This window comes from Rhizobium sp. CF142, assembly GCF_000281145.1.
In the GTDB taxonomy this organism is placed as follows: Bacteria; Pseudomonadota; Alphaproteobacteria; order Rhizobiales; family Rhizobiaceae; genus Rhizobium.
In genome coordinates this window covers 60833-83178 of the sequence record NZ_AJWE01000109.1, presented here as the reverse complement: position 1 = coordinate 83178, position 22346 = coordinate 60833, and the positions used below count along the sequence as shown (strand labels likewise).

Here is a 22346-nt window from a genome sequence, read left to right as displayed (position 1 = left end):
GTCTAGCTCAGTCTGCGAAACCTATCCTGGAATATGCAGTAAATCCCGTCTCGCTCACCCTCGTCCTGTCCGCCTGTTCCATCCCGCAAACGACAATAGACAAAATGCGACCCGGCCACCCATCGTCGCTCTACCCATTAGCGTTCCATTGTCCGAGGCCAAACCGATGTCCGCCCTGGAAGTCGGATCGATGATTTCATTGCTGGGGCTGCTCGTCTTCGCCACCCATGAGGAGATCTTGGCTGTCGCCCCCGCGGTCGCTTCCGCTCTCGAACAGTTTCTCGCAAGTGCGCCGGTCGCCCTCTGGTAGCCGCAGCATCTCATCCTATTGCAAAGCTTGCCCGGATCACCCAAGTGCATTTGGGCAGTGCTGGACATGACTGATGCTCTTCGAAGATTCACGGCTGACGATCGGTGTCGTTCTCCCCATGCAGGAGCGAGAGCGGCACGACATCGACTTCGGCCTTCAGCTGGAGCTTGCGCGCCGCGCCGATGAGCTTGGCTTCTCGGCAATCTGGGTCCGCGACGTCCCCTTGAACAGTCCCGCCTATCCGGATCCCGTCGGACATTCCGACCCATGGGTGCTGCTTGGCGCACTGGCGGCATCTACCCGTTCGATCGCATTGGCGACCGGCGCAATCGTTCTGCCCTTGCGCCATCCGCTTCATGTCGCCAAAGCGGCTCTGTCGATGGACGCCCTATCATCGGGCAGGTTTGTTCTCGGCCTTGGTTCAGGCGACCGTCCGTCGGAATTTGCGGCCTTCGACCGCAATGTCGATGACCGGCGCGAATTGTTTCGGTCCAACTGGGCTGCACTCAGCAATGCGCTTAACGGACATATCGGCTCGCAGACAAGTGAAGACCAATTCGAAATCCGTCCACGCAGCGGGCGGCGCCTTCCACTGGTCGCCGTCGGTTCGTCCTCGCAATCACTCGAATGGATCGCCAGAAATGCGGGCGCCTGGATGACCTACCACCGGCCCCTTGCCGCACAGAAGGACCGGATAGCCCTGTGGCATGGGGCGGTACAGCGCACGACCACCGAATTCCGGGGCATGGGTCAGGCCATGGCCCTTGATCTCCTGGATACGCCATCAGACCATATCGACGAGATCAATCTCGGCTATCGGACCGGACCAGAGGGATTGCTCGCCACTCTTGCCGCCCTTCGCAATCTCGGCGTTCACCACGTTGCCTTCAACCTGCTCGTCAATGGGCGCAAGGCTCTCACCGATCTTGAGATCATCGCACGGGAAGTTCTGCCACAACTGAACCAGGCCGCAGAACTGCAGGCGTCTCAATAATCTCGGAGGTACGCGGTTAGCGGTCGAAGAAATTCTGCCAAGTTTTCTCGCCAATAAGGCAGTCCGTTGTAGGCTGGTTCGTCGCAATTTTTCGGACCCGCGCTGGCGGTTCGAGCCCGCTGATTTCCCAGATCAGCTTCCTGCGGACGGCAACGGCAAAATCCTCGATCTTATGGACAGGCAAAACGAAGGAGCCGGGACCGCCGATCACGCAATCGCCGTAATACTTGTCGAGCCCCTCGGGCACATCGGATGGTCGCAGCATGATGGCCAGTCCGTTGATGACGATGCCCGCCTCCAGAGCCGCATCTCGTGCAGGTGTGACGGGATCGCCGGAATTGTTGGGACCGTCGCCGGAAACGTCGATCACCTCGCGGTTCCCCTGATAGGGGCTCGCGGCAAGCATCGACGCGCCTTGAACGATCGCAGCGGATATGGATGTACGGCGCTGGGTAGCAATCGGCCGCGCCTCCAGTTTGTCGGCAAAATCCAGCGCATCCTTTTGCGTCTCGATCACCTGCCAGTCGATGACGGAACCGGGCACGACATAGCCGGCCCATTCGAAATAGCTGACGGCGATCCGCCCGGTCAGGCCTCCTTTCACGGCGTCGAGGAACTCCTTGTGCCGCAACGCCTCGACATAGCCCTCGCGCTGGATGCGGACCTCTTCGTAATCCATCGAGCGAGACGTATCGACGGCCAGCACCAGCTCGACATCGACTTCGTTTTGGCTTGATTGCGCGATCGTTGCGGCAGCGCCGGACAGGCTCGCGAGCATCGCAAGTGTTGTCAGCATCATCACTTCCCATCACTGCGTTATGCCGAGAACTCTAACATAATAGCTTGGCGCGACGGCGCGTGCTGCCAGACTGCATCCTGTCAATTTTCAGTGATGTCGGGTGACATCGAACGAACGGGCAGCATTTGAGGAGTCGTGTCCGCGCGATCGGCTTCACCACTTGTGAAGAACTCACAGCCATTCTGCGGGACACTTGGCGATTCGCCCAGCAATGACGGAGATAGCATGCCGCTTCTGCAGTTTCCCGCCGACCGACGCACAGCCGATATCAGGCGCTGCGCCGAGGCCCTTCAGAACCTTCACGGCGAGGCCGCCAACCGCTTCTGGCGGTCGGAGATGGCCGGGTTCGCGACCAATTTGAGAGAACAGGGCTGCAGCGATCACGAACTCTCGCGGCAGGCCGCCCTGTTCATGGATGCGGTACAGATGGAGCTTCAGGTCGTCTACGCCGCGGCGGCGGAGCGATAGAAAGCATTACTTGGGAAAGCGGTTGTAGAAGGATTGCGGGTCGTAAACGCACTCGTAGTCGAGCACGCACATTTCCCCATTGGCGGCGCGCACCCTTGCGACATCATATTTGTCGCCCAGCCGGCATCGCGCAGGCGGGTAACGGAAGCTCCGGCCTCCGATGCCCATGCGAACAAAGACGGCCTTTTTCTGCTGGATAATCTGCGCGAGCTCGCGGCAGGAATGGTCGCGCGCGTTGACCTCCACGGCGTCGAGAGCAAAGGCAGCTGTGGGGACTAAGAAGGCAGCCGCTAAAATCAAACTTCTCATAAGACCTCCTGATGCGGGCGGGTTGGCAGCAACGCTTGCGGCTTCAATCGCAACAGCAGCGCTGATGTCGCGCGATAAAGGTAGGATTTGGGCGGATGACAAACCAGATCGATCCATCCACATTGAAGACGTGCTGGCTTCAGATCTTGCCGCGCGTGGCAAAGACCAGCGTCTTCAATCGTTCCTCGTCATGCACGCCCTGACGGTAGAGCTCGATGATGATCGCGGCCGAACGGGCCACATCTTCGTCGTCATCGGCAAGCCCGAACTCGGCCTTCAGCACATCCAGCACATTTTGGCATGTGGCGAGGTCATCCGATGTCAGCGCTTCGTCCCGAGGTTTGATGTAACGGTCGATCATGATGCGCTCGCTTGTTGGGTCCGACATTTTCCCATCACAGACATCATTATCGCGCTTCGATCGAGAGCGACAGATATCCGGCGTCGAAGCCGGCAATCTTCTGCAGCTTGTCCCGGGCGAGTTATCTCGCCTATATCGACGTTTTCCACACGCTGATGTGGCTGTCGCTCGCAGTTCTGCCGCTCGCCTTCATCCCGCGCAAGACCGATCTTGGCGAGGGTTCGGGCCATCAGGGCGGACACTGATCTGCCTGATGTCAGCAACTTCTTGTATATCCCCTAATCTGGGGGTTCATTCGAATCGCTGCATGTACTATGTTTGCGGCGTGATATTCACACGAGACAGGTACTGATGACCCCAGAAATGTCCGGCTTTGAATGCACCCGGGGCAATGCCGTTTCCGGCAGGCTCAGGCTTTCAAGCAAACTGCCCTACTTTATAGTCGCAGGACTTGCTGTGGCCGTATGGGCAAACTCCGACGAACGACCGCACGATACAGAGGTGGCAGCTAAGCAAGCTGTGCCGGCTTCGCTCGCTCGATAAGCACGGCAACGGCTCGGCCGACGATCATCGCGGCCGAGAATATGGCAATCAGATCTATCACTGATAAGTCATGGTCCGGCAGTGTCCCGCAGTGGGTTTCTGCGGGAACCGATCAGCCCGAAACCAGATCTCAAATTCTGACGCCGCTCGTCTCGTCAAAGAGATGTACCTGCGCCGGATCGACTGTGAGGCCGATTGTCTGGCCCGGGTGAACCGATCCCCTGCCCGTTTCGACGATCGTCATTTCGGGTGTGGTCGCAGCAGTGATGAAGGTCGAGGAACCCGTGGATTCGACGACCGCGACCGGCACGTCAAAGCTCCCCTGCCCCTGATTGGTGATGCCGATATGCTCGGGACGGACACCGGCGGTGACCCTGCGACCTGGCTGGATCTGATGGTCGATGGCGATCTGCGGCCTGAGCGCGCCGAGATCGAGCGTCAGGCTTTTTCCATCCTCGCCGGCAATCGCCGGAATAAAGTTCATCGCGGGCGAGCCGATGAAACCTGCAACGAATTTATTGGCGGGCTTGTCGTAAAGGTCGAGCGGCCTGCCCTGCTGCTCGATGATACCGTCGCGCATGACAACGACATGATCGGCCATGGTCATCGCCTCGATCTGGTCATGCGTCACATAAACCGAGGTCGCATGCAGACGATCGTGCAGCGCGCGGATCTCCTTGCGCATATGGACGCGCAGGGCCGCATCGAGATTGGATAGCGGCTCATCGAAGAGGAAGGCCTTCGGGTGGCGGATGATGGCGCGGCTCATCGCGACGCGCTGGCGCTGACCGCCGGAGAGCTCACGCGGATAGCGCTTTAGCAGATGCGAAAGGCCTGTAGTGGCCGCGACCTCCTCAGCTGCCTTCTTCGCCTCCACCTTTGCAACGCCGCGCATGCGCAGGCTGTAAGTGAGGTTTTCCTCAACGGTCATATGCGGATAGAGCGCATAGGACTGGAATACCATGGCGACATCGCGTTTACGCGGCGGCACTCCGTTCATCAGCGCGCCGGCAATCTTCAGGCTGCCATCGGAGATGGTTTCCAGCCCGGCCAGCGAGCGCAGCAGGGTCGACTTGCCGCAGCCGGAAGGGCCAACGAGCGCGACGAAGGTGCCCTTGGCGATGGAGAGATCGATATTCTTCAGTGCGTGGAAGGCGCCGTAATATTTGTTGACGCCGGCAAGCTCGATCTGAGGGGTCATTTGAGGGCTCCCGAAGTGAGGCCGGATACGATGCGGCGCTGCAAGAGAACGAAGATGGCAAGGATCGGCGTTACATACATCGTGGCGTAGGCCATGATGTTGTTCCACTCATTGGTGTTCGGCCCCATGAAGGAATTGAGCCCGACGCTTGCCGGCTGAAGCTCGGCCGCCTGGATCATCGACTTGGAATAGACGAACTCGCCAAAGGCCTGCATGAAGATGAGAATGGCGCTGACCAGGATGCCGTTGCGGGCCAGCGGCAGCACGATGTTGAAGAAGGCGCCAACACGCGAATTGCCGTCGACGAGGGCCGCCTCTTCGAGCTCCATCGGAACCGCCATGAAAGTGGCGCGCACCAGTACCACGAAGAACGGCATGCTCTTTGCGGCAATGGCGATGATGACGGCAAGCCTTGGATAGTTCAGCATGCCTATCTGCGAGAAGCCGACGAAGATCGGCGTGATCATCAGTGAAGCCGGGAGAACCTGCAGCATGAGGATGAGAAAGAGGCCGATATCTACCCAGATATTGCGGTAGCGTGCGAGCACATAGGCGCAGCCGACCCCCAGCACGGTGATGATCACCACCGCACCGATCGCAATCACCAGCGAATTCCAGAGATAAAGCCCCATGTTCCGGCTCTCCCAGACATAGGCGTAGGTGCTCCATTGCGGCGAGGCCGGCCAGAAGCTCGGGGGGGTGGCGAACATCTCCGAGCCGCTTTTCAGCGCGGTGATGTACATCCAGTAGAGCGGGAACAGATAGATCGCCGCCATGATGATGGCGATCACGAGCATCAGGCGATTACGTGCAGTCTCGCTCATCCGCGCACCTCATGACGGGTTGAGCGCACGTAGACGACAGAGGCGAACATCACGAAGACGATCATGATGACGGAAATGGTCGCGCCCTTGGCGAAATCATATTGGCGGAAAGACAAATCCCAGGCCCAGTATTGCGTGACGTTGGAAGAGTTGTTCGGTCCGCCTGAAGTGATGGCGGCAAAAAGGTCGAACTGCTGCAATGTGAAGATCAGGCCGAGCGCAATGATGGCGCCGATCGTCGAGCGCATCATCGGCAGCGTGATCGTCCAGAAGCGCTGCCAGGCCGTGGCGCCATCGAGTTCGGCAGCCTCATAGAGATCGCCCGGAATGCCGGAAAGGCCGACGGACAGGAGGATCATGTTGAAGGACGTGCCGAGCCAGATATTGGCGATGATGACGGCGTAAAGCGAATAATGCGGGTCCGAGCGCCAGAAGATGTTGCCGGAGATGATGCCGCTTTCCTTCAGGATGAAGTTCAGCACGCCGAAATCGCCCGAGAGGATCCAGTTCCAGATCGCGCCGACGACGAGGCCGGGCATGACCCAGGAGACGAGAAAGAGGCCGCGCAGCCAGGAGGCGCCCGGAAAGTTGACCCAGAAGAACAACGCCAGACCAAAGCCGATGAGGAACTGGCCAGCGATCGAGCCAACGACGAAGATCGCGGTATTGTAGAGGATCGGCAGCGTTTCCGGCTGCGCGAAAAGATCCACGTAATTCTTGAAACCCACCCAAGGGCGCGAGAAGGTACCGAGGCTGAACATATCAACCTCCTGGAAGCTCATCACCACATTGTAGATGAGCGGCAAGCCTGCCATCAGGAACAGAAAACCGAGCGGAAAGGCGACGAGCACGATATCGAAACCGCGGCCATCCCTGACGCTGGAAAGGATCCTTCTCATGGGTCCTCCATTGCTCCGAACGGGGCTGCCTGGCGCTTTCGCGGGAGACAGCCCCTGCCGGGAGGAAAAGGGTGGGATGGCCGATGGCCATCCGGTGATGCGGGTGTTAGCCGAGCACTGCCTTGATCTTGTCGGCAGCCTGATCAAGCGCGTCCTTCGGGCTCATCTGGCCGGTGAGTGCCGCCTGGATTGCATCCTGGATCGCCTTGGAGATCTTCGGCCATTGCGGATGCGGACCGCGCGGCTTGGCATATTTCAGCTGCTCGAGGAAGACCTTGAGGGCGGCGTCCTTCAGCGGCTGGCCGGTCTCCGGGATCGAGATGTCGGAACGGGCCGGAAGCTGGCCGAAATTCTTGAACATCTTGTCATCCTGCGAGGCGAAATATTCAAGCGCCTTGAAGGCTTCGGCGGGATGCTTGGTCGTCGAGAAGACCGCCCAGTTGAAGTCGCCCATGGCCGAAGAGCGCTCGGCGCCTTCCTTCGGGACCGGCAGCAGCGTGACGCCCCAGTCGAACTTGGCTTCCTTCATCATACGGTCCAGCTCCCAGGGACCGGAGATGACCATGGCGGCATTGCCGGAGTTGAAGGTGCCGGTCGAATCCCACTGTCCGCGGGTCAGCGTATCGGGAGAAGCGAGCTTCTCGTCGATGATCGTCTTCCAGACTTCGAGCGCCTTGACCGCACCGTCGGCATTGATGTGCTCATAGCTGCCGCCGCCCATCTGCGCCCAGGGCAGGAACTGGAAAGTGCCTTCCTCGTTCGCCTTTGCCGAGAAAGCCATGCCGTAGACGTTCTTCGCCGGGTCCGTCAGCTTGCGAGCATCCTCGACAAGTTCATCCCAGGTCTGCGGCGGCTTGTTCGGGTCGAGACCCTTCGCCTTGAACATGTCCTTGTTATAGTAGAGAGCGATCGTGTTCGTCGCCTTCGGCACGCCGAAATATTTGCCATCCCATTCAACCGACTTCAGCGGGCCCGGGAAGTAGTTCTCAGGCTTGATGACCTTGGAATTCTTGATCATGTCGCTCAGATCAAGGAAGGCGCCGCGCGACGAGAAAAGCGCATGTTCCGGATTATCGACGGCGATGATGTCGGGCGCCTGGCCGGTGGCATAGGCGCGCATCGCTTCGGTGACGACGTCATCGAACTGGATCAGGCGATATTCAATGGTGATACCATTGTGCTGGTCATTGAATTCCTTGACCAGGTTCGGCGCCGGCTGGATGTCCTTGTCGAGCGACCAGAGCGTCAGCTTGACGTCTTCCGCCTTGGCGGAAAGACCGAAGAGCGAGACGCCTGCGAGCGCCAACGCGCCCAGAACTGCAAATTTGCGGATAGCCATAGTTCTCCTCCTTTGTGGTTATCCTTGAGAATGGCCGGCATGTCCTCCGTGCCGGCCATGTTGTCTCATACCGGATCAACGACGAAGTCACCGCCCCGGGCATGTTTGAGATGATTGAGTGCATAGACCTGACCGGTCATTTCCAGCGCATCACGATAGACCGGGTCATGCCAGCCTTCGATGTCGATCGAGCCGGACCAGCCGGCAAGCCGCAGTTCGGAAATGATGTCGGTCCAATTGCTGTCGCCGAAGCCCGGTGTGCGCATGAAGACGAACTTCTCCTTGCCGAAGATGCCGTGTTCCTTGATCACATCCCAGCGGATCGTCGCGTCCTTGCCGTGAACGTGGAAGATTTTCTTTGCCCATTTGCGGATCTGCGGCAGCGGCTCGATCAGATAAACCATCTGATGGCACGGCTCCCATTCGAGACCGATATTGTCATCGGGCGTTTCGTTGAAGATCAGCTCCCAGGCGTCGGGATTATGGGCGATATTCCAGTCGCCGGTCGCCCAGTTGCCGTCCATGGCGCAATTTTCGAAGGCAATCTTGATGCCCTTGTCGGCCGCGCGCTTGGCAAGCTCGCTCCAGATCTGCTTGTAGCGCGGCAGGCTGTCCGTCAGCGGCTTGTTGCGGATGCGGCCGGTGAAACCGGCGACGCAGGTGGCACCAAAATGGTGGGCATTATCGATGCAGTCCTTCCAGCCCTGCAGCGTCTGCAGGTCGATCTCGGTCTCTTCGAGCGGATTGCCGAACATGCCGAGCGTCGAGATGGTGATATCGCGATCGCCGATCGCCTCAACACTGCGCTTACCAAGCTCGGCGAGATCCTGGCCGTTTGTGGTCTGCCAGAAGAAAGGCTCGAAGCTTTCAAAACCCATATCGGCGATCTGGGCAATGCGCTTGTCGGCGCCACCCTTGGAGGCGCTGACCATGGTACCGATACGAATGGCTTTGGCGGGGTTGCTCACGTCATCTATCCTTATGCTGAAATTTCGACGCGACGCCCGGTCCTGGCGCTTTCGATCGCACCGAAGACCATGGCGAGGCTTCTGATATTGTCGGAACTGGCCGTCTCCGGCCGCTTGCCGGTGCGGATCGCTTCGACGAAACTGGCGATCACGCTGGCATGACCGTGGGTTTCTTCGGCACGCTCGGGTGCGGGAACCTCGACGGGTGAAAAGCCGTGAAGGAGACCGGGCTCGTTAGCCGAAACGGCAGCCTTGAAACCATCCTCACCATCCCAGATCAGCATGCCCTTCGAGCCGACGATGCGCCACTGGCTTTCCCAGCTCGTGCGCTCACCCTCGGCGCACCAGGAGCCGCGATAGGTGAAGACCACATCGTCAGAGAATTCGAAGGTGGCATTGGCCGAGGCACCATGCCGATACCAGGACCCTTTGGGATTGCGCTCAACACAGTAGACGGCGAGCGGCTTCTTGCCGGCCACGTAGCGGGCGGCATCGAAAGTGTGGATCGCCATGTCGAGCAGCAGGACATTGTCCATCTCTTCACGGAAGCCGCCAAAATGGGGAGCGATGAAGAAGTCACAATGAATGCCGGTCAACTCGCCGATCGCGCCGCTTTCGACGAAGCGACGCAGGCGGCGCACACCGGAAATGAAACGACGGTTCTGAATGATCGCATGGATCTTGCCAGTTTCGGCGGCGAGATCGATAAGTGCTGCGCCTTCGGCAAGCGAAGTCGCCATTGGCTTCTCGCTCAGCACATGGCAGCCGGCCTTCATGGCCGTTGACACGACATTGAAACGTGCGGTCGGGATAACGACGTCGAAGACGATGTCCGCCTTGGTTTCGGCGATGACGGCAGCGAGGTCAGTGCCGATACGAGGCGCGTTCAAGCCGAATTCCTCGGCGAGTTTCTCGGCAGCAGCCGGATTGACGTCGACGAGGCCGACGACCTCGATTGCTTCGGCAAGATCAGGCGTTTCCTTGATAGCACGCAGCCAGCCTTTAGACATAGCTCCGCACCCGCACAGAACGGCATTCAATTTCACGATTTCCTCCAGCGGTGCGCTTCAGATTCCTCCCGAAACGCCTTCCGTAAACGTTTACGATACTAAGCGGAAACGTTTGCTGCTGTCAATGCCAGTGCGTTTCGACAAAATGCTGCGAAAAATCACAATGCGAACGGGCGCTTAGGCAAAACCTTCGGCGATGCAGCAACAAGATTTTTTTCGAAGCGTGCAAAAATACATTCCGCCTTCATGGCAAATGCTTTCCGTAAACGTTTTCCCATGGCAATAAGATGAGATGATCGCATCGGAAGAAAGATCGCTCAGATGAAGGGTATCCGCCAGCTCGCAGAACATCTCGATATATCGATTGGGACGGTTTCGCGTGCGCTGAACGGCAAGGCCGATGTTAACGAGGAGACGCGCAAGCGGGTGCTGGCCGCTGCCGAAGAATTCGGTTACGTCGCCAATCAATCCGGCCGCAGCCTTCGTCAGGGAACAACCAACGTCATCGGTCTGATGATCGAATCCAGCACGGAAACGGTTGAAAACAGCGACAACTTCTTCCTCGGCGTCACTGGCGGGCTCCAGAGCGTGCTCTCGCGACATAAGCTCGATCTCGTCATGCTCCCCTGCCCCAGCGATGAGGACCCCTACGAATATCTGAAGCGCATGGTGGCGCGCCGCGTCGTCGATGCCATGATCATTTCTGCGACGCAGCGCATCGACAGGCGCATCGATCTTCTCATCAAGACGAAGATTCCCTTCGTGGCGCTTGGCCGCAGCTCTTCAGGCGGCAACTACACCTGGATCGACCTAGATTTCGAAGGTGTTGCGATTTGCGCCGTCGACCGTCTAGTGGCCAAAGGCCATCGTCGCATCGCGATTGCCGCACCATCGGGTGAAATCAATCTCGGCTATGTCTTTGTCGATGCTTACCGGAAGGCTTTGGAAAAGCATGGCATCAAATATGATCCGAAGCTGGTGATCCGCGTGAAATCCAGCGAACAGGGCGGCTATCAGGCTGGCGACGAGCTGCTGCGGATCAAAGACAGGCCGACGGCGATCATCCTGATCTACGAACTGATGGCGATCGGCCTCTACCGCCGCCTTGTCGAAGCCGGCATCGTCCCAGGCCGCGATCTCGCCGTCATCGGCTTCCGCGAGGAGCCCCGCGCCAAATTCCTGCAGCCGACGCTTACCTGCTTCCGCATGTCGCTGCCTGACCTCGGTGCAGCACTTGCCGAAACCTTGCTTGCAAGCATGCCTGCCTATTCGGAGATCTACCGCAGTGGTTTGCACAACCGGATTTGGCCGCTGGAGCTTGTACCCGGGGAAAGTGATGCTTTTGTCAGAGAACCCAAAGCGTGACGCGATGTGCGTCACGCTATCCATGTTCTTGATAAGAGAATAACGACTACGCTCAAAACCACTCGTGCGGCCCGTTTCGTCTGCGACGGCAGATTTCAATTAAAGTTCGTACCAGACCCGCGGGTTGTCGCCCGACTGGATCATCAGCCAGCGAAGATCCGTATCCTTCCAGCCCTTGATCGCGTTCGTACGGTTGTCGAGCACCAGATCGCCTTGATCGGTCTTGACGACGAGAACAGCGTGGCCTTCGCCATAGGGCGTCTTGGTAACGGCGATACGCAGCGCCTTCGGCGACCACCCCATGGCGATGAGATGATCACGCTTCGTCAGCGCAAAATCCTCGCAGTCACCGGATTTCACATTCACCTGCCAGACATCGCCCTCATCGGGGCGGTCATTGACCGGGCGGATCGAGCGGTTAACCGAGGCATTGACCGATCGAAGCTGCTTGCTTGCGAACGCGCTCAGCGAAACTTCCGAAGCTCCGCCGCGTGCCACGCACTCATTGGGATTTTGCGCGCAGAACATCACATGCGCGAAAGGTGCTGTCGTACGGCGCTTTTCAGAAATGTAGCTGAATGCCGGCGCTGCCTTCAATCCGCGGGCAATACCGCCGGGACCGGCCGCCTGCGCGGTCTGAACCACAAACAGAGATGCAAGCGTCACCGCGGTAATCAGTGCGTGCTTAAACATTTTCTTACCCCGTTTCGACGACCGCTACACGGTCAAATGCCCATGCCGGTTGAAATCCGGCTTTTGATCCTTGGTCGAAGTTCTGTTCAGCTCCAGCCAATGACGGGGAACATACGGAGGGAGCATTCTCGATCCTTTTAAATCGTTCCCAACAATTTTAACGAAGTGCGTTTTTTCGAAGCGATCGAATGTGCCGCCACCAATTCTGGTGCGATTGTCGCACCAGAATTGGGCAGGGTTGCAAAAGTCGCGGAATTCTTGCAGAGACAAGCACGGCGGCGCCGGAGGGGCGGCCGACCTTTCAAAGTTTGGCCGTGGCTGTGACGGATAGATTGAAGACCATATTTGCCGGCCTCTACAGCACGGTGGTGCTGGTTGCTGTCATTCCGTTCGGTCTGGTCGATGCAACGCCTTTCGCGGCCGTCGCGATCTGCATGTTCGCGCTGAGCCTCGCGGCACTCCTGCTTTTCGGAGAGCCCCGGCGTGCTCACTGGGTCTTCGTGTGGGCGCTGCTTCTCTTTATCGCTACTTCGGTCTGGATCATCATCCAGACCATCCGCATCCCGTGGCCATCCCTCATCAATCCGATCTGGAAGGATGCAAACGCGCTCGCCGGTGCCTCAAGAGATACGATATCAGTCGCGCCGGCCGACACACTGACTTCGCTTCTGTATATAGCGCTGCCCGTCATGACGTTTTTGACCGGTCTCATCGTTGCAGATACGGACAAGCGGGCGCGCCGTATCCTGATGGTGCTTGCTGTTGGCGCAGGTTTGATCGCGCTCTTCGGGCTTGGCCAGTTCCTGCTGTTTCCGAAGATGTTGCTGACTGAAAGCAAGCGCTATTATCTCGACAGCCTCACTGCAGTCTTCGTCAACCGCAACACGGCAGCGACCTTCCTGGGGCTGAATTTTCTGATACTTGCGACATTTGCTTCGGAAAATGGCCGCGCCTATTTCGGCTTTTCATCCGCGCCACCAGGCAGTTTCAAGGAGGGCCTCGGTTTCTGGCTTTTTGCCGGCCTCGGCCTCTCCTGCCTGACTGCACTGATGCTCACCCAGTCCCGTGCCGGACTGTTTGCAACAGGCCTTGGCTCGATCTTCTACCTCCCCTATCTCGCCCGGCAATGGAAGGGCAGACGCTCCAGGCTGCTTGCTGAAGCGGGCAGCTCTGTGACCCGAAATTGGATAACGGTAGCCGGTGCGATCGCCCTTATTCTCGTTTTCGCCGCTATTTTCGGCGGCAGAGCCATCCTGCGTGCAGATCAGCGAGGCGCTGATGACGATCGCTTCTGCGTCTGGTCCGATACGATGCACGCCCTCTCGCAGAACTGGTTTCAGGGAACGGGTTTCGGCACATTCCGCACCGTCTTTTCGGCCTACCGGACACCCGATTGCGGAATTGGCGGCATCGTCGACAGGGCTCATAGCTCCTATCTCGAAGCCTTCCTGACTCTCGGAATAATATTCCCGGTCGTCGCTTGCTTGATCTTTTTCGTGCTCATGCGGGCCTTCTGGAGCGGCTATCGGGCTCGCCGTCGGCTGAGGCATTATTCAATTTTGGGTTGTGCTGGCACCTTGTTGACAGCGGCTCATTCCGCCGTCGATTTCTCGATTCAAATACCCGGTTTTGCCATTTTTTTTATGGCATTTCTCGCGACAGTTATCTCCATTTGCTGCGGGCGCGAAGAGAGGGTCGGCGAGAACAGGAAAGATCTTCCATCCAGCTCAAGAATCGAGCATTCATCGGAGATCCTTGAAATATGACGATTTGAAGGCTAGGTGCCCATAAAATCGCCATTAAAGAAGATCAGAATATTCGTTTGAGTTGTATGCGAATTACCACAGAATCTTAACGTATCAACTCTCTCTAATTTACCATAAATGGGACAATCCATGTTGCGCTATTGCCACAATAACCTTCTGTTAGGTATGCAGTATCTGACAGAGTCGGATATTTACTTGTCATTTAAGTTATCAGCGGGCTAGACAGTTTTAGTGCTATTACCAAGTAGGGTCATGATGGGCATTCCTGTAACTCGACGCGGCAGCATCATTGTATCGATGCTGATCGTGCTTTCCAGCTGCACTTCTCTCCCTAGGTCCGGTCCGGACCATACGGATATCGACCGCGATGCAGCAATTAAGGTCACGACACCCGAGCGCAAGGTTGGAATCGACTACGTTCTGATCGATCTCAACAAGGGGATTCTGCCCTATTTCGATAAGATTCCGTCAAGCTCTCTGCGGACAGGATTCGGCGGTGGCCGCGGTGGCGCTCCGGACATCCCGCTTGGCTTCGGTGATGTCGTGCAGGTTTCAATTTTCGAAGCTCAGTCGGGCGGTCTTTTCATCCCGTCTGACGCGGGCAGCCGCCCGGGCAATTACATCACCCTGCCGCAGCAGACGATCGACAAGGCTGGCACGATCAGCATTCCCTATGCAGGCCGCGTCCCCGCTGCCGGCCGCATGAAGGAAGAAGTCGAGCAGGACATCGAAGACAAGCTGGCGAGCCGCGCGATCGAGCCGCAGGTCGTTCTCACGACCACGACCAGCCGTTCATCCGAAGTAGCCGTCGTTGGCGACGTCAACGATCCGCAAAAGATCGTTCTTTCGCCGGCCGGCGATCGTATCCTGGACGCGATTTCCGAGGCAGGCGGTCTCACGACTCCGAATATCGAGACAAACGTGACGCTGCAGCGTCGTGGCAAAACGGCGACCATCGCTTACGAAACATTGCTGAAGAATCCGATCGAAAACATCTACCTCGCGCCGGGCGACACCGTTTCGGTCGAGCACGAGCGCCGAACCTTTATCGCCCTTGGCGCCTCCGGCACCAACAACCGGATCGACTTCGAGGATTCGAACCTGACCCTTGGCGAAGCCATGGCAAAGGCCGGCGGCCTCCTCGATTCGCGTGCAGATCCGCGCGAAGTCGTGGTCTATCGAAAGGTCGACCGTAGCACTCTTCAACGCCTGAATATCGACACCAGCCGCTTTAAGAGCGACCAGGTGCCGGTCATCTTCCGGGCAAACCTGCGTGATCCGGCGACCCTTTTCGCGGTTCAAGAGTTCCGCATGGCCGACAAGGACGTCATGTACATCTCCAACGCTAAGACTGTTGAGCTCGTGAAGTTCCTCGACGTCCTGAACTCGGTTACATCTACGGTCAGAGGCGTTTCTAACGATGCCCTCGACACCCGCGACGCAGTCCGAGATCTCGGAGATTAAATATATTAAACAATACTTCGAGCACCTGACATTGAACGGACTGGTGCTCGTCGGAGCTTATGCTATAAGCGCCGAAATCTTTGGAGGCTGGGAATGGTAAAAGCAGGCAAGAATATATTGAAAGGTACCGCTGTCTTCGCATTCGGCGCCCTTTGCTTTGCGACGTCGTCCTTTGCAGGCAACTGCTTTTCGGGTCCGGGCGCGGCAAGCGGTTCGCAGATGGACGCCTTTAACGCGACGCCGGCAAGCATTCTCACGGGCAATCCGTCCGACAGCGTGCTCACTGGCTCGGTTCGCGATCTTGCAGCAACCGAAACGAACGTCACGGCAACGCTGCTGACGCTGGCAGCCAACCCAGCAACAACGGATGCTCAAAGAGCAGCTATCGGCGCCGGCCTTGGGCGCGCCGTCAACGTTTGCCGTCCGCAGCACTCCGATCTCGCCGACGAGATTGCGGCAGCTGTCGCAGCAGCAATCGTCAGCAACCCGGCGCTCGGCAGCTTCCGCACAGCATTTGAAGCTTCGCTGACCAGCCAGACCGCTGTTGCAGCACTCGGCGGCGCGGGCGCAGGCCCTGCAGGTGGCGGTGATATCAGCGGCCCTGGTGCATCAGGTTTGGGTGGACCGGCTGCCGGCGCGGATGCCGGCGGCGCCACCCAAGGCGGGGGGTCGCTTCAGACGAACGCCTCAGGCGTGGGTTCGCTTCAGACGGGCGCTTCAGGCGCCGGCAATTTTACGATTATAATCAACAATTCTGTCAGTGGCAGCATCTGATACGCTTCCAAAATTCACGTAATGCTCAGAAGAGGCCGTTCGGCCTCTTCTCTCCTTTCAACATTTAAAGAAAAGCTCCTATCTCGCGCGAGTCGTTGCCGGCAGTGGAGCCGATCGTTCCTGCAGCAGGTCGGACCGGTAGGACATGTCTCAGCGCGCCAAGGCAAGCGAACAAACGCGGCGAAGGGCCACGGCGCCGGTTGCGCTGTCACTTCCCTCTCCCCTATCTGTCCTTTTTATTTTGACGGGCGTTGCATTGCTGGCCTTCGCCGTTGCCGATATCAGGCAGTCAGCGCGCTTTGCTGATATCTTTCTCGTCGCGGAAAGGCTTGAACAATCCGGACAAATCAGCGCTGAAACGCTCGCCAGGACGGCAGCCAACACCGACACGATCGTCTCCGGCGACTATTGCCGCTCGGATATCGTCATGGCAGGCACCACACTCGTGCTGAACAGGCTGGACACGGCAAACGAGATCACGGGCTATGAGGCCTGGGCTAAGGCTGCAGACGACGCCGAGCGATACATGCGTCACGCCGTCTCCTGCATGCCGACCGACAGCAATCTCTGGCTCAGGCTTGCGATCGTTCGTGCCGTAATCGTCCAAGAGCCAAAATCAATTGCTCGGCTGATGACGATGTCAGCCCGGCTCGCCCCCGCCGACGAACTCGCCCTTCTCGCCCGCGTCTATTTCTGGAACCATCTGAACGTAGCAACGCTTGAAAATGCGCGAGCCACGGTCGAAAGCGACGTCAGCCTTCTCCTGAAGCTTGGAGATTCACGGAAAGTCGCGCCGGCATTGACCAGAATCAGCACTGCCCTGCTGCCTTATGTGAAGCAGGCCGTCACACAATTGCCAGCCAACAAGAAGGGCTCGCTCACCTGGTTCGGCTTCAATCCCGACAAACTGCCGTAAGGCAAGCCGCCGCTTCAGCTCAGCACGACCGCTTGGCGGTTCACGATGCGCAACACCGTCAACCTACCCGTGGCGAACGCGCCGGTGTCGATGGCGATGCGACCATTACCAAAAAACGGTTGGGCAACAGGCGTATGACCATGCACCACAAGCAGGGGGAGCTCGGGGCCTCGCGTCAGAAAGGGCTCGCGAATCCAGAATAGATCACGGTCTCTTTGCTCAGGCAGAGCAATGCCCGGCCTAATCCCGGCATGTACGAAAACGATATCTCCCACAGTGAGCATTGACGGCATTTCAGCCAATAATTTTCTGTGGTGAACTGGCACGGCATCGTTGATTGCACGCTCGACCGCCCCATTGTCGCCATGCTTCAGCAAATAGGCGACGTCGATCCCGTATGATTTCAGCGTTTCCGAGCCAGCGAAGCGATACCAGCTCGGAAGCAAATCCGGCTCCTCCAGCAATCGCAGAAACGCGTCGTCGTGATTACCGCACAAGGCGACTTGCTTAATATTGGCAGAGGTTGGCCTGCTAAGGTACTCGAGAACATCTTTAGAGGATATGCCGCGGTCTACATAATCTCCAAGCAGTACTATTAATGCGGTGCCTGTATATCTCGAAAAGTCATCGAATATCTTCTGCTTGGCTTCAAGAAGCTTGCTGTGGCAACCATGCACGTCGCCGATAGCGTAGATAGCAGCGAAATCAGCCGGATCGAAATGGAGCCTTTGCCGGGTTTGCTCGCGAACCGCCGGCAGCGCCCTGCCTTTACCTATGAGCTTCTGAAACACCCCAAATAAAGTTGGCTTTATAAAGCTTTGATGGCGCTTCACGTGGGAATTCGACATTCTACTTTGATCCTCGAGACCTCTTACCGTAGTTGAAGCTTACTGCGTGCATAAAGCAGCATCACAACTTCCGCAGATGGTAGACGCAAGTTAACGAATAGTTAAAATAGATTGGTCATCCTGGAAGGGATAAAACAACAACATGCGCTAGCCTAACACTATCGATATTCACCATTATCTCGCGCACGACCTCGACATATCCCAAGATTTGCTTAACAATGACTACTGACTACAGTATTCTAACGAACACGGAGTCGATTGCCTATCCATCAATACATCCTAAGCCTACATGCAGACAGTGAGAAAAAGCTAAATTCCTCTGATAAAATTCAGACCGGCTGGGGTGTCACAGCAGCGTTGCCGGATGCTAAGATAGTGATTAGAAATCACCGCCGCGCAGACACGGTGTCAATGCGGCCTGGTGCGAATTCACAGCATTGAAGCCGGGGCGCTTTGTCTCGGCTTGAGCTTAAACATTGATTGGCGCTACTCCTTCATGTAGCGTGCGCCCACTTTCGATTGGCTTCCTGGAAGCATTTGATTAAGGGCACCTACAGACCCTTTACCTGATATGACTCAACTTAATGGAGGTCTCGGATTGCTTTCGCCAGATAAGGTCCCGGCATACGCAAACGAAGAGTGGGAACACTCTGAGTCAAGAGACACTATCGACGTTGAAAAGCTGATCGCAATCGCCGCGCGTCAATGGCGACCGGTTGCGATTGCAGCAGTTGCCTTCCTTGTATTAGGGATTGTTTATATTGTCACTGCAGTTCCGAAATATACTGCATCGACGAGCGTGCTTATCGACCGTGGCAACAGCGAACTCCTGAGCCAACTTTCAAACGCCGGCGTTCCCGTGGAGGATGATGCGTCGGTGTTGAGCGAAGTCGAGCTGTTCAAGTCTGACACGATCAGCTTGGCCGTCATAGATAAGTTAAAGTTGCTGGACAATCCGGCCTTTACATCGCCTGACCGCTCGCCGATCGCCATGCTTCGTTCAATGCTCAATTTCCGTAAATGGTTTGCGAGCGCGGATGTCGACGCCGATGATATGGACGCCAAACGACGGGCGGCCTCCGACAAGATCGTTTCCAATATGGATGTCGAGCGCGTCGGACGCACATACGCTCTGTCCATAAGCTACACCTCGACTTCGCCGGATCTGGCAGCAAACATAGCAGGTGCAATTGCTGACGCCTATCTCGTCGACAAGCTGAACTCAAAATACGAGGCGACGCGCCGCGCGAGTGACTGGCTCCAGGAACGGATAGACGAGCTGCGCCAAAAGGCACTTGATTCAGACCTTGCGGTCCAGAAGTTCCGTACGGCGAAAGGGCTCGTCAGCACTGGCGGACAATATCAGCTTCTCAGTGATCAACAGCTCTCGGAATTGACGACCCAGCTTATTACTGCGCAAGCCGAAACGGCAAAGGCACAGGCGAAATATGAGCGCGTCAAATCAATCATCGACAACAAGCGTACGGATGCGATCGTAACCGACGTTCTTGATAACTCGATCTCCAACGATCTGCGCAAGAAGTATCTTGAGGCTTCGAAGATCGAGGCCGATATATCGGCCCGCCTGGGACCGGATCACATTCAAGCTGTTCGACTGCGTGGCGAAATGGCCGAATATCAACGGCTGATGTTCGAAGAGCTAAATCGTATTGCCGAAAGCTATCAGAGCGAGCTTCAGGTCGCCCAGAGCCGAGAAAAGTCCCTTCAGGACAGTGTTACGCAAGCAACGAGCGTGACGGCTGCCGCTGGAGAAACCCAGGTGCAACTGCGCGAGCTTGAGCGCACCGCTGATACCTATCGCAATCTTTACCAGACCTTCCTCGCCCGCTTCCAGGAAGCAACTCAGCAACAGACTTTCCCCATCACGGAAGCGCGCGTCATCACCCGATCGCAGGTACCGGTATCTGCCAGCTCGCCAAAGAAGCCACTCGTTCTTGCTCTTGCAATTGCGCTTGGTGCAATCTTTGGCAGCGGCGTCGGCGCTTATCGAGAGTTCCGTGATCGCTTCTTCAGAACCGGTGATCAGGTTCGCGATGTGCTGTCGCTGGAATATATCGGCCATGTGCCTGCTGTCGACGCGAAGGAAGCCGCCAACGGCGCCAGCGAGCTGGAGTCGACCCGCGGGCTGCAAACCGGCAACGGGATCACCAATTACGTGGTCAACCATCCGCTGTCGGCCTTCGCCGAAACGATGCGCAGCGCAAAGATCGCCGTCGACATGGAAAATCCGAGCTCACGCAGCAAGGTCATTGGCGTCATCTCCAGCCTCCCGGGCGAAGGCAAGTCGACCATCGCCATCAACCTCGCGCAGCTCCTTGCAATGCAAGGCTCACGCACACTGCTGATCGACGCCGACCTTCGCAACCCGGGTGCGACGCGCGCCATCGGCCGCCATGCGGAACAGGGTATTCTGGAAGCATTGCTGGAAGGCAGGCCGCTGAAGGACGTGCTGCTGCTCGACAGCAAGACCAAGCTCGCCTTCCTGCCAGCGGTCGTCAAGCGCCGTGTACCGCACTCCTCTGACCTGCTTTCCTCGTCCATCATGGTCAACATGCTGGATGAGCTGAAGGCACATTTCGACTATATCGTTCTCGATCTGCCTCCGCTTGGCCCGGTCGTCGATGCCCGCGCGATCAGCCCGATGCTCGATGCTTCGCTGGCCGTCATCGAGTGGGGCCGTACATCACGGCGCGTCGTTCGCACGACCTTCGCAGTTCAGCCTGAACTCATGCAAAAGTGCATCGGCGTCGTGCTGAACAAGGTCGATACGGAAAAACTGAAGCTTTATCGTTCCTATGGTTCCGGCGAGTATTATTACAACCGCTACTCCGCCTATTATCACGAATCGTAAGAACACTTTTCGAATGGAATTCGAAATGAATTATGCGGCGAAATTCGCCGCATAATTTTTTTTGGTCACGCCAATTCCGAAAAGAACCTGCCGACAGCCTCAATCTCGTTCGGCCGGATGTCATGCCCTCCCGAGTGCCACTCCGTCTGCACCTGTGCCTTCTGGCCCTCGAAATAGGCAGAAAGCGCTTCCGTCAACGCGGCTGGCGAGATCGGATCGCGCTGGCCTGCCGTAATCAATATCCTGCGGCCGCTAAGATCGGGATTCGCGCGAGGCCGGAAAGGGATGAGCGGATGGAGCAGAGCAGCCGCGTCGAACAGACCCTTCTCGATAAGCACGTTTGCCAGAATGTTGGCGCCGTTCGAAAATCCTAGCCCGAGAATTCTGGATGCGCCATGTGCCGACGCCAGATTCTGGACGTAACCACTTATCTTTTCGGTCGCCCGAGCAAGGTCAGCCATGTCATAGACCCCCTCACCGGTTCGCTTGAAAAAGCGCGCCGCCCCATATTCGGAAACATCGCCGCGCGGCGAAACGATCGTCGCTTCCGGCAGCAATCGCCTGCCGAAATCGAAGAACTGATTCTCGTCGCCACCCGTCCCGTGAAGCACGAAAAGGATGGGCTTTCCGGGTGCACCGGCATGCAGCCGGTGCACATAGCCATTGTCCGTCATCGTCTTTACCTCCGCTTAGGCTTCGAGCGGCTGCAGATGCTGCTCGATGAGGGCACGCAGATGGGCGTGCTGCTGCGGCAGCTTAAGCGCTTCGCCGAGGTGAGCCGTGTCCTCATCGCGGTCGAAACCGGGCTCGTTGGTGGCGATCTCGAACAACACGCCGCCCGGCGTGCGGAAGTAGATCGCCCAGAAATAATCTCGGTCGATAACCGGGGTGACCTGATAGCCGGTGTCCATCAGCGCCTTGCGAACCTCGAGCTGCTTTTCGCGGTTTTCAACGGCGAAAGCAACATGGTGGACGGAACCTGCACCTGGGAGCGCACGGGCAATGTTGGGCATGGTTTCGAGATCGACGAGATGCGCGCCATTGCCGCCGGGAATGATGAGACGCTTGACGCCTTCATGTTCTTCCTGAACCTCATAACCCATGAACTTCAGAAGTTCGGCCGTGGCACCGTCATCTCTCAGCCGCATGGCAACGGAGTGGAAACCTCGGATGGCATGATCCTCGCTGACACCGCCATGCGTCCAGGGAGCGCGGGTATCGTCCTTGACCTCGACGAGCGCAAAGCCGTCGCCATCGGGACCGGCAAAATTCAGGCGCTTTTCACCAAACGATTCCTCAGTCTTCAGGCCGGTGACGTTGAGCTTCGTCAGGCGATCACTCCAGAAGCCGAGCGAGCCCTGCGGAACCGAGTAGACCGTGGTGCCGACTTCACCGGTGCCCGGACGCCCCTGCGCCATCTTTGGGAATGGGAAGTAGGTCATGATCGTACCCGGGGAACCGGTTTCGTCACCGTAGTAGAGGTGATAGACGTCGGGAGCGTCGAAATTGACGGTCTTCTTGACGCGGCGCAGGCCCAGCGCATTGGTGAAGAACTGGTTATTGGTCCGGGCGTCCTCCGCCATCGATGTGACGTGGTGCAGACCTTTGATTTGATCGAGCATT

The 22346-nt window shown here is 57.5% G+C and carries 22 protein-coding genes; 9 read left to right on the top strand and 13 right to left on the bottom strand.

Annotated elements, in window-relative coordinates; all coding sequences use genetic code 11:
• Positions 1–383: 383 nt before the first annotated feature.
• Positions 384–1304 carry a TIGR03571 family LLM class oxidoreductase gene (locus PMI11_RS26200; RefSeq protein WP_007823335.1) on the top strand — a complete coding sequence of 307 codons (921 nt, stop codon included), beginning with the start codon at positions 384–386 and terminating at the stop codon, positions 1302–1304.
• 16 nt (positions 1305–1320) lie between these two features.
• Here PMI11_RS26200 and PMI11_RS26195 read toward each other — a convergent pair whose 3' ends face one another.
• A complete protein-coding gene (locus PMI11_RS26195; RefSeq protein ID WP_007823333.1) occupies positions 1321–2100 on the bottom strand; it encodes a DUF1194 domain-containing protein in 780 nt (259 codons plus the stop codon).
• Positions 2101–2328: 228 nt separating this feature from the next.
• On the opposite strand from PMI11_RS26195, the gene PMI11_RS26190 reads away from it, so the two are divergent.
• Positions 2329–2571 (top strand): DUF6074 family protein, encoded by a 243-nt coding sequence (locus PMI11_RS26190; RefSeq protein WP_007823331.1) that lies wholly within the window; start codon positions 2329–2331, stop codon positions 2569–2571.
• A 6-nt stretch (positions 2572–2577) separates the two neighbouring features.
• Here the strand turns inward: PMI11_RS26190 and PMI11_RS26185 are convergent, their stop codons facing one another.
• Positions 2578–2880, bottom strand: a complete 303-nt coding sequence (locus PMI11_RS26185; RefSeq protein WP_007823329.1) for a hypothetical protein — start codon at positions 2878–2880, stop codon at positions 2578–2580.
• Between the two features lie 139 nt (positions 2881–3019).
• Positions 3020–3268 (bottom strand): hypothetical protein, encoded by a 249-nt coding sequence (locus PMI11_RS26180; protein ID WP_244430694.1) that lies wholly within the window; start codon positions 3266–3268, stop codon positions 3020–3022.
• 80 nt (positions 3269–3348) lie between these two features.
• Here PMI11_RS26180 and PMI11_RS37465 point away from each other — a divergent pair, with 80 nt between their 5' ends.
• Positions 3349–3486 (top strand): hypothetical protein, encoded by a 138-nt coding sequence (locus tag PMI11_RS37465; protein WP_157179701.1) that lies wholly within the window; start codon positions 3349–3351, stop codon positions 3484–3486.
• A 428-nt stretch (positions 3487–3914) separates the two neighbouring features.
• Here PMI11_RS37465 and PMI11_RS26170 read toward each other — a convergent pair whose 3' ends face one another.
• The 6 genes from PMI11_RS26170 to PMI11_RS26145 form a co-directional block, all read right to left on the bottom strand.
• Positions 3915–4985 (bottom strand): ABC transporter ATP-binding protein, encoded by a 1071-nt coding sequence (locus PMI11_RS26170; protein ID WP_007823324.1) that lies wholly within the window; start codon positions 4983–4985, stop codon positions 3915–3917.
• Entirely contained in the window at positions 4982–5809 is an 828-nt protein-coding gene (locus PMI11_RS26165) for a carbohydrate ABC transporter permease (protein ID WP_007823322.1), read from the bottom strand. Before PMI11_RS26165 ends, PMI11_RS26170 begins: the two co-directional genes overlap by 4 nt.
• Entirely contained in the window at positions 5806–6708 is a 903-nt protein-coding gene (locus tag PMI11_RS26160; RefSeq protein WP_007823320.1) for a carbohydrate ABC transporter permease, read from the bottom strand. The genes PMI11_RS26165 and PMI11_RS26160 overlap by 4 nt, the downstream gene beginning before the upstream one ends.
• A 106-nt stretch (positions 6709–6814) precedes the next feature.
• The gene (locus PMI11_RS26155; protein ID WP_007823319.1) at positions 6815–8047 is read right to left on the bottom strand and encodes an ABC transporter substrate-binding protein; all 1233 of its coding nucleotides are present in this window, start codon (positions 8045–8047) and stop codon (positions 6815–6817) included.
• Between the two features lie 65 nt (positions 8048–8112).
• Positions 8113–9015 (bottom strand): sugar phosphate isomerase/epimerase family protein, encoded by a 903-nt coding sequence (locus PMI11_RS26150; protein ID WP_007823317.1) that lies wholly within the window; start codon positions 9013–9015, stop codon positions 8113–8115.
• An 11-nt stretch (positions 9016–9026) separates the two neighbouring features.
• A complete protein-coding gene (locus PMI11_RS26145; RefSeq protein WP_007823314.1) occupies positions 9027–10061 on the bottom strand; it encodes a Gfo/Idh/MocA family protein in 1035 nt (344 codons plus the stop codon).
• 285 nt (positions 10062–10346) lie between these two features.
• Between PMI11_RS26145 and PMI11_RS26140 the strand changes: the two genes are divergently transcribed.
• Positions 10347–11390, top strand: coding sequence for a substrate-binding domain-containing protein (locus tag PMI11_RS26140; protein WP_007823313.1), 1044 nt, complete (start codon positions 10347–10349; stop codon positions 11388–11390).
• Between the two features lie 99 nt (positions 11391–11489).
• Here the strand turns inward: PMI11_RS26140 and PMI11_RS26135 are convergent, their stop codons facing one another.
• Positions 11490–12083: a transglutaminase-like cysteine peptidase gene (locus PMI11_RS26135; protein ID WP_007823311.1), complete on the bottom strand. Its 594-nt coding sequence runs from the start codon at positions 12081–12083 to the stop codon at positions 11490–11492.
• A gap of 332 nt (positions 12084–12415) precedes the next feature.
• On the opposite strand from PMI11_RS26135, the gene PMI11_RS26130 reads away from it, so the two are divergent.
• From PMI11_RS26130 to PMI11_RS26115, 4 genes are all read left to right on the top strand, one after another.
• Positions 12416–13849: an O-antigen ligase family protein gene (locus PMI11_RS26130; RefSeq protein WP_244430691.1), complete on the top strand. Its 1434-nt coding sequence runs from the start codon at positions 12416–12418 to the stop codon at positions 13847–13849.
• Positions 13850–14101: 252 nt separating this feature from the next.
• Positions 14102–15313, top strand: coding sequence for a polysaccharide biosynthesis/export family protein (locus PMI11_RS26125; RefSeq protein WP_051034647.1), 1212 nt, complete (start codon positions 14102–14104; stop codon positions 15311–15313).
• A gap of 93 nt (positions 15314–15406) precedes the next feature.
• Entirely contained in the window at positions 15407–16087 is a 681-nt protein-coding gene (locus tag PMI11_RS26120) for a hypothetical protein (RefSeq protein WP_007823299.1), read from the top strand.
• Positions 16088–16343: 256 nt separating this feature from the next.
• Positions 16344–17003 carry a hypothetical protein gene (locus tag PMI11_RS26115; protein ID WP_244430689.1) on the top strand — a complete coding sequence of 220 codons (660 nt, stop codon included), beginning with the start codon at positions 16344–16346 and terminating at the stop codon, positions 17001–17003.
• A 14-nt stretch (positions 17004–17017) separates the two neighbouring features.
• Here PMI11_RS26115 and PMI11_RS26110 read toward each other — a convergent pair whose 3' ends face one another.
• Positions 17018–17851 (bottom strand): metallophosphoesterase family protein, encoded by an 834-nt coding sequence (locus PMI11_RS26110; RefSeq protein ID WP_007823297.1) that lies wholly within the window; start codon positions 17849–17851, stop codon positions 17018–17020.
• 571 nt (positions 17852–18422) lie between these two features.
• On the opposite strand from PMI11_RS26110, the gene PMI11_RS26105 reads away from it, so the two are divergent.
• Positions 18423–20723 (top strand): polysaccharide biosynthesis tyrosine autokinase, encoded by a 2301-nt coding sequence (locus PMI11_RS26105; RefSeq protein ID WP_162137083.1) that lies wholly within the window; start codon positions 18423–18425, stop codon positions 20721–20723.
• A gap of 65 nt (positions 20724–20788) precedes the next feature.
• Here PMI11_RS26105 and PMI11_RS26100 read toward each other — a convergent pair whose 3' ends face one another.
• Positions 20789–21397: an alpha/beta hydrolase gene (locus PMI11_RS26100; protein WP_007823295.1), complete on the bottom strand. Its 609-nt coding sequence runs from the start codon at positions 21395–21397 to the stop codon at positions 20789–20791.
• Positions 21398–21412: 15 nt separating this feature from the next.
• A complete protein-coding gene (locus tag PMI11_RS26095) occupies positions 21413–22345 on the bottom strand; it encodes a VOC family protein (protein WP_007823294.1) in 933 nt (310 codons plus the stop codon).
• Between the last annotated feature and the right edge of the window lies 1 nt (position 22346).

Bases quoted from the DNA above. Each gene is read 5' to 3' on its own strand.
- PMI11_RS26200 (WP_007823335.1), top strand. From the start codon at position 384: ATGCTCTTCGAAGATTCACGGCTGACGATCGGTGTCGTTCTCCCCATG.
- PMI11_RS26195 (WP_007823333.1), bottom strand. From the start codon at position 2,100: ATGCTGACAACACTTGCGATGCTCGCGAGCCTGTCCGGCGCTGCCGCA.
- PMI11_RS26190 (WP_007823331.1), top strand. From the start codon at position 2,329: ATGCCGCTTCTGCAGTTTCCCGCCGACCGACGCACAGCCGATATCAGG.
- PMI11_RS26185 (WP_007823329.1), bottom strand. From the start codon at position 2,880: ATGAGAAGTTTGATTTTAGCGGCTGCCTTCTTAGTCCCCACAGCTGCC.
- PMI11_RS26180 (WP_244430694.1), bottom strand. From the start codon at position 3,268: ATGTCGGACCCAACAAGCGAGCGCATCATGATCGACCGTTACATCAAA.
- PMI11_RS26170 (WP_007823324.1), bottom strand. From the start codon at position 4,985: ATGACCCCTCAGATCGAGCTTGCCGGCGTCAACAAATATTACGGCGCC.
- PMI11_RS26165 (WP_007823322.1), bottom strand. From the start codon at position 5,809: ATGAGCGAGACTGCACGTAATCGCCTGATGCTCGTGATCGCCATCATC.
- PMI11_RS26160 (WP_007823320.1), bottom strand. From the start codon at position 6,708: ATGAGAAGGATCCTTTCCAGCGTCAGGGATGGCCGCGGTTTCGATATC.
- PMI11_RS26155 (WP_007823319.1), bottom strand. From the start codon at position 8,047: ATGGCTATCCGCAAATTTGCAGTTCTGGGCGCGTTGGCGCTCGCAGGC.
- PMI11_RS26140 (WP_007823313.1), top strand. From the start codon at position 10,347: ATGAAGGGTATCCGCCAGCTCGCAGAACATCTCGATATATCGATTGGG.
- PMI11_RS26135 (WP_007823311.1), bottom strand. From the start codon at position 12,083: ATGTTTAAGCACGCACTGATTACCGCGGTGACGCTTGCATCTCTGTTT.
- PMI11_RS26125 (WP_051034647.1), top strand. From the start codon at position 14,102: ATGATGGGCATTCCTGTAACTCGACGCGGCAGCATCATTGTATCGATG.
- PMI11_RS26120 (WP_007823299.1), top strand. From the start codon at position 15,407: ATGGTAAAAGCAGGCAAGAATATATTGAAAGGTACCGCTGTCTTCGCA.
- PMI11_RS26110 (WP_007823297.1), bottom strand. From the start codon at position 17,851: ATGTCGAATTCCCACGTGAAGCGCCATCAAAGCTTTATAAAGCCAACT.
- PMI11_RS26105 (WP_162137083.1), top strand. From the start codon at position 18,423: ATGACTCAACTTAATGGAGGTCTCGGATTGCTTTCGCCAGATAAGGTC.
- PMI11_RS26100 (WP_007823295.1), bottom strand. From the start codon at position 21,397: ATGACGGACAATGGCTATGTGCACCGGCTGCATGCCGGTGCACCCGGA.
- PMI11_RS26095 (WP_007823294.1), bottom strand. From the start codon at position 22,345: ATGCTCGATCAAATCAAAGGTCTGCACCACGTCACATCGATGGCGGAG.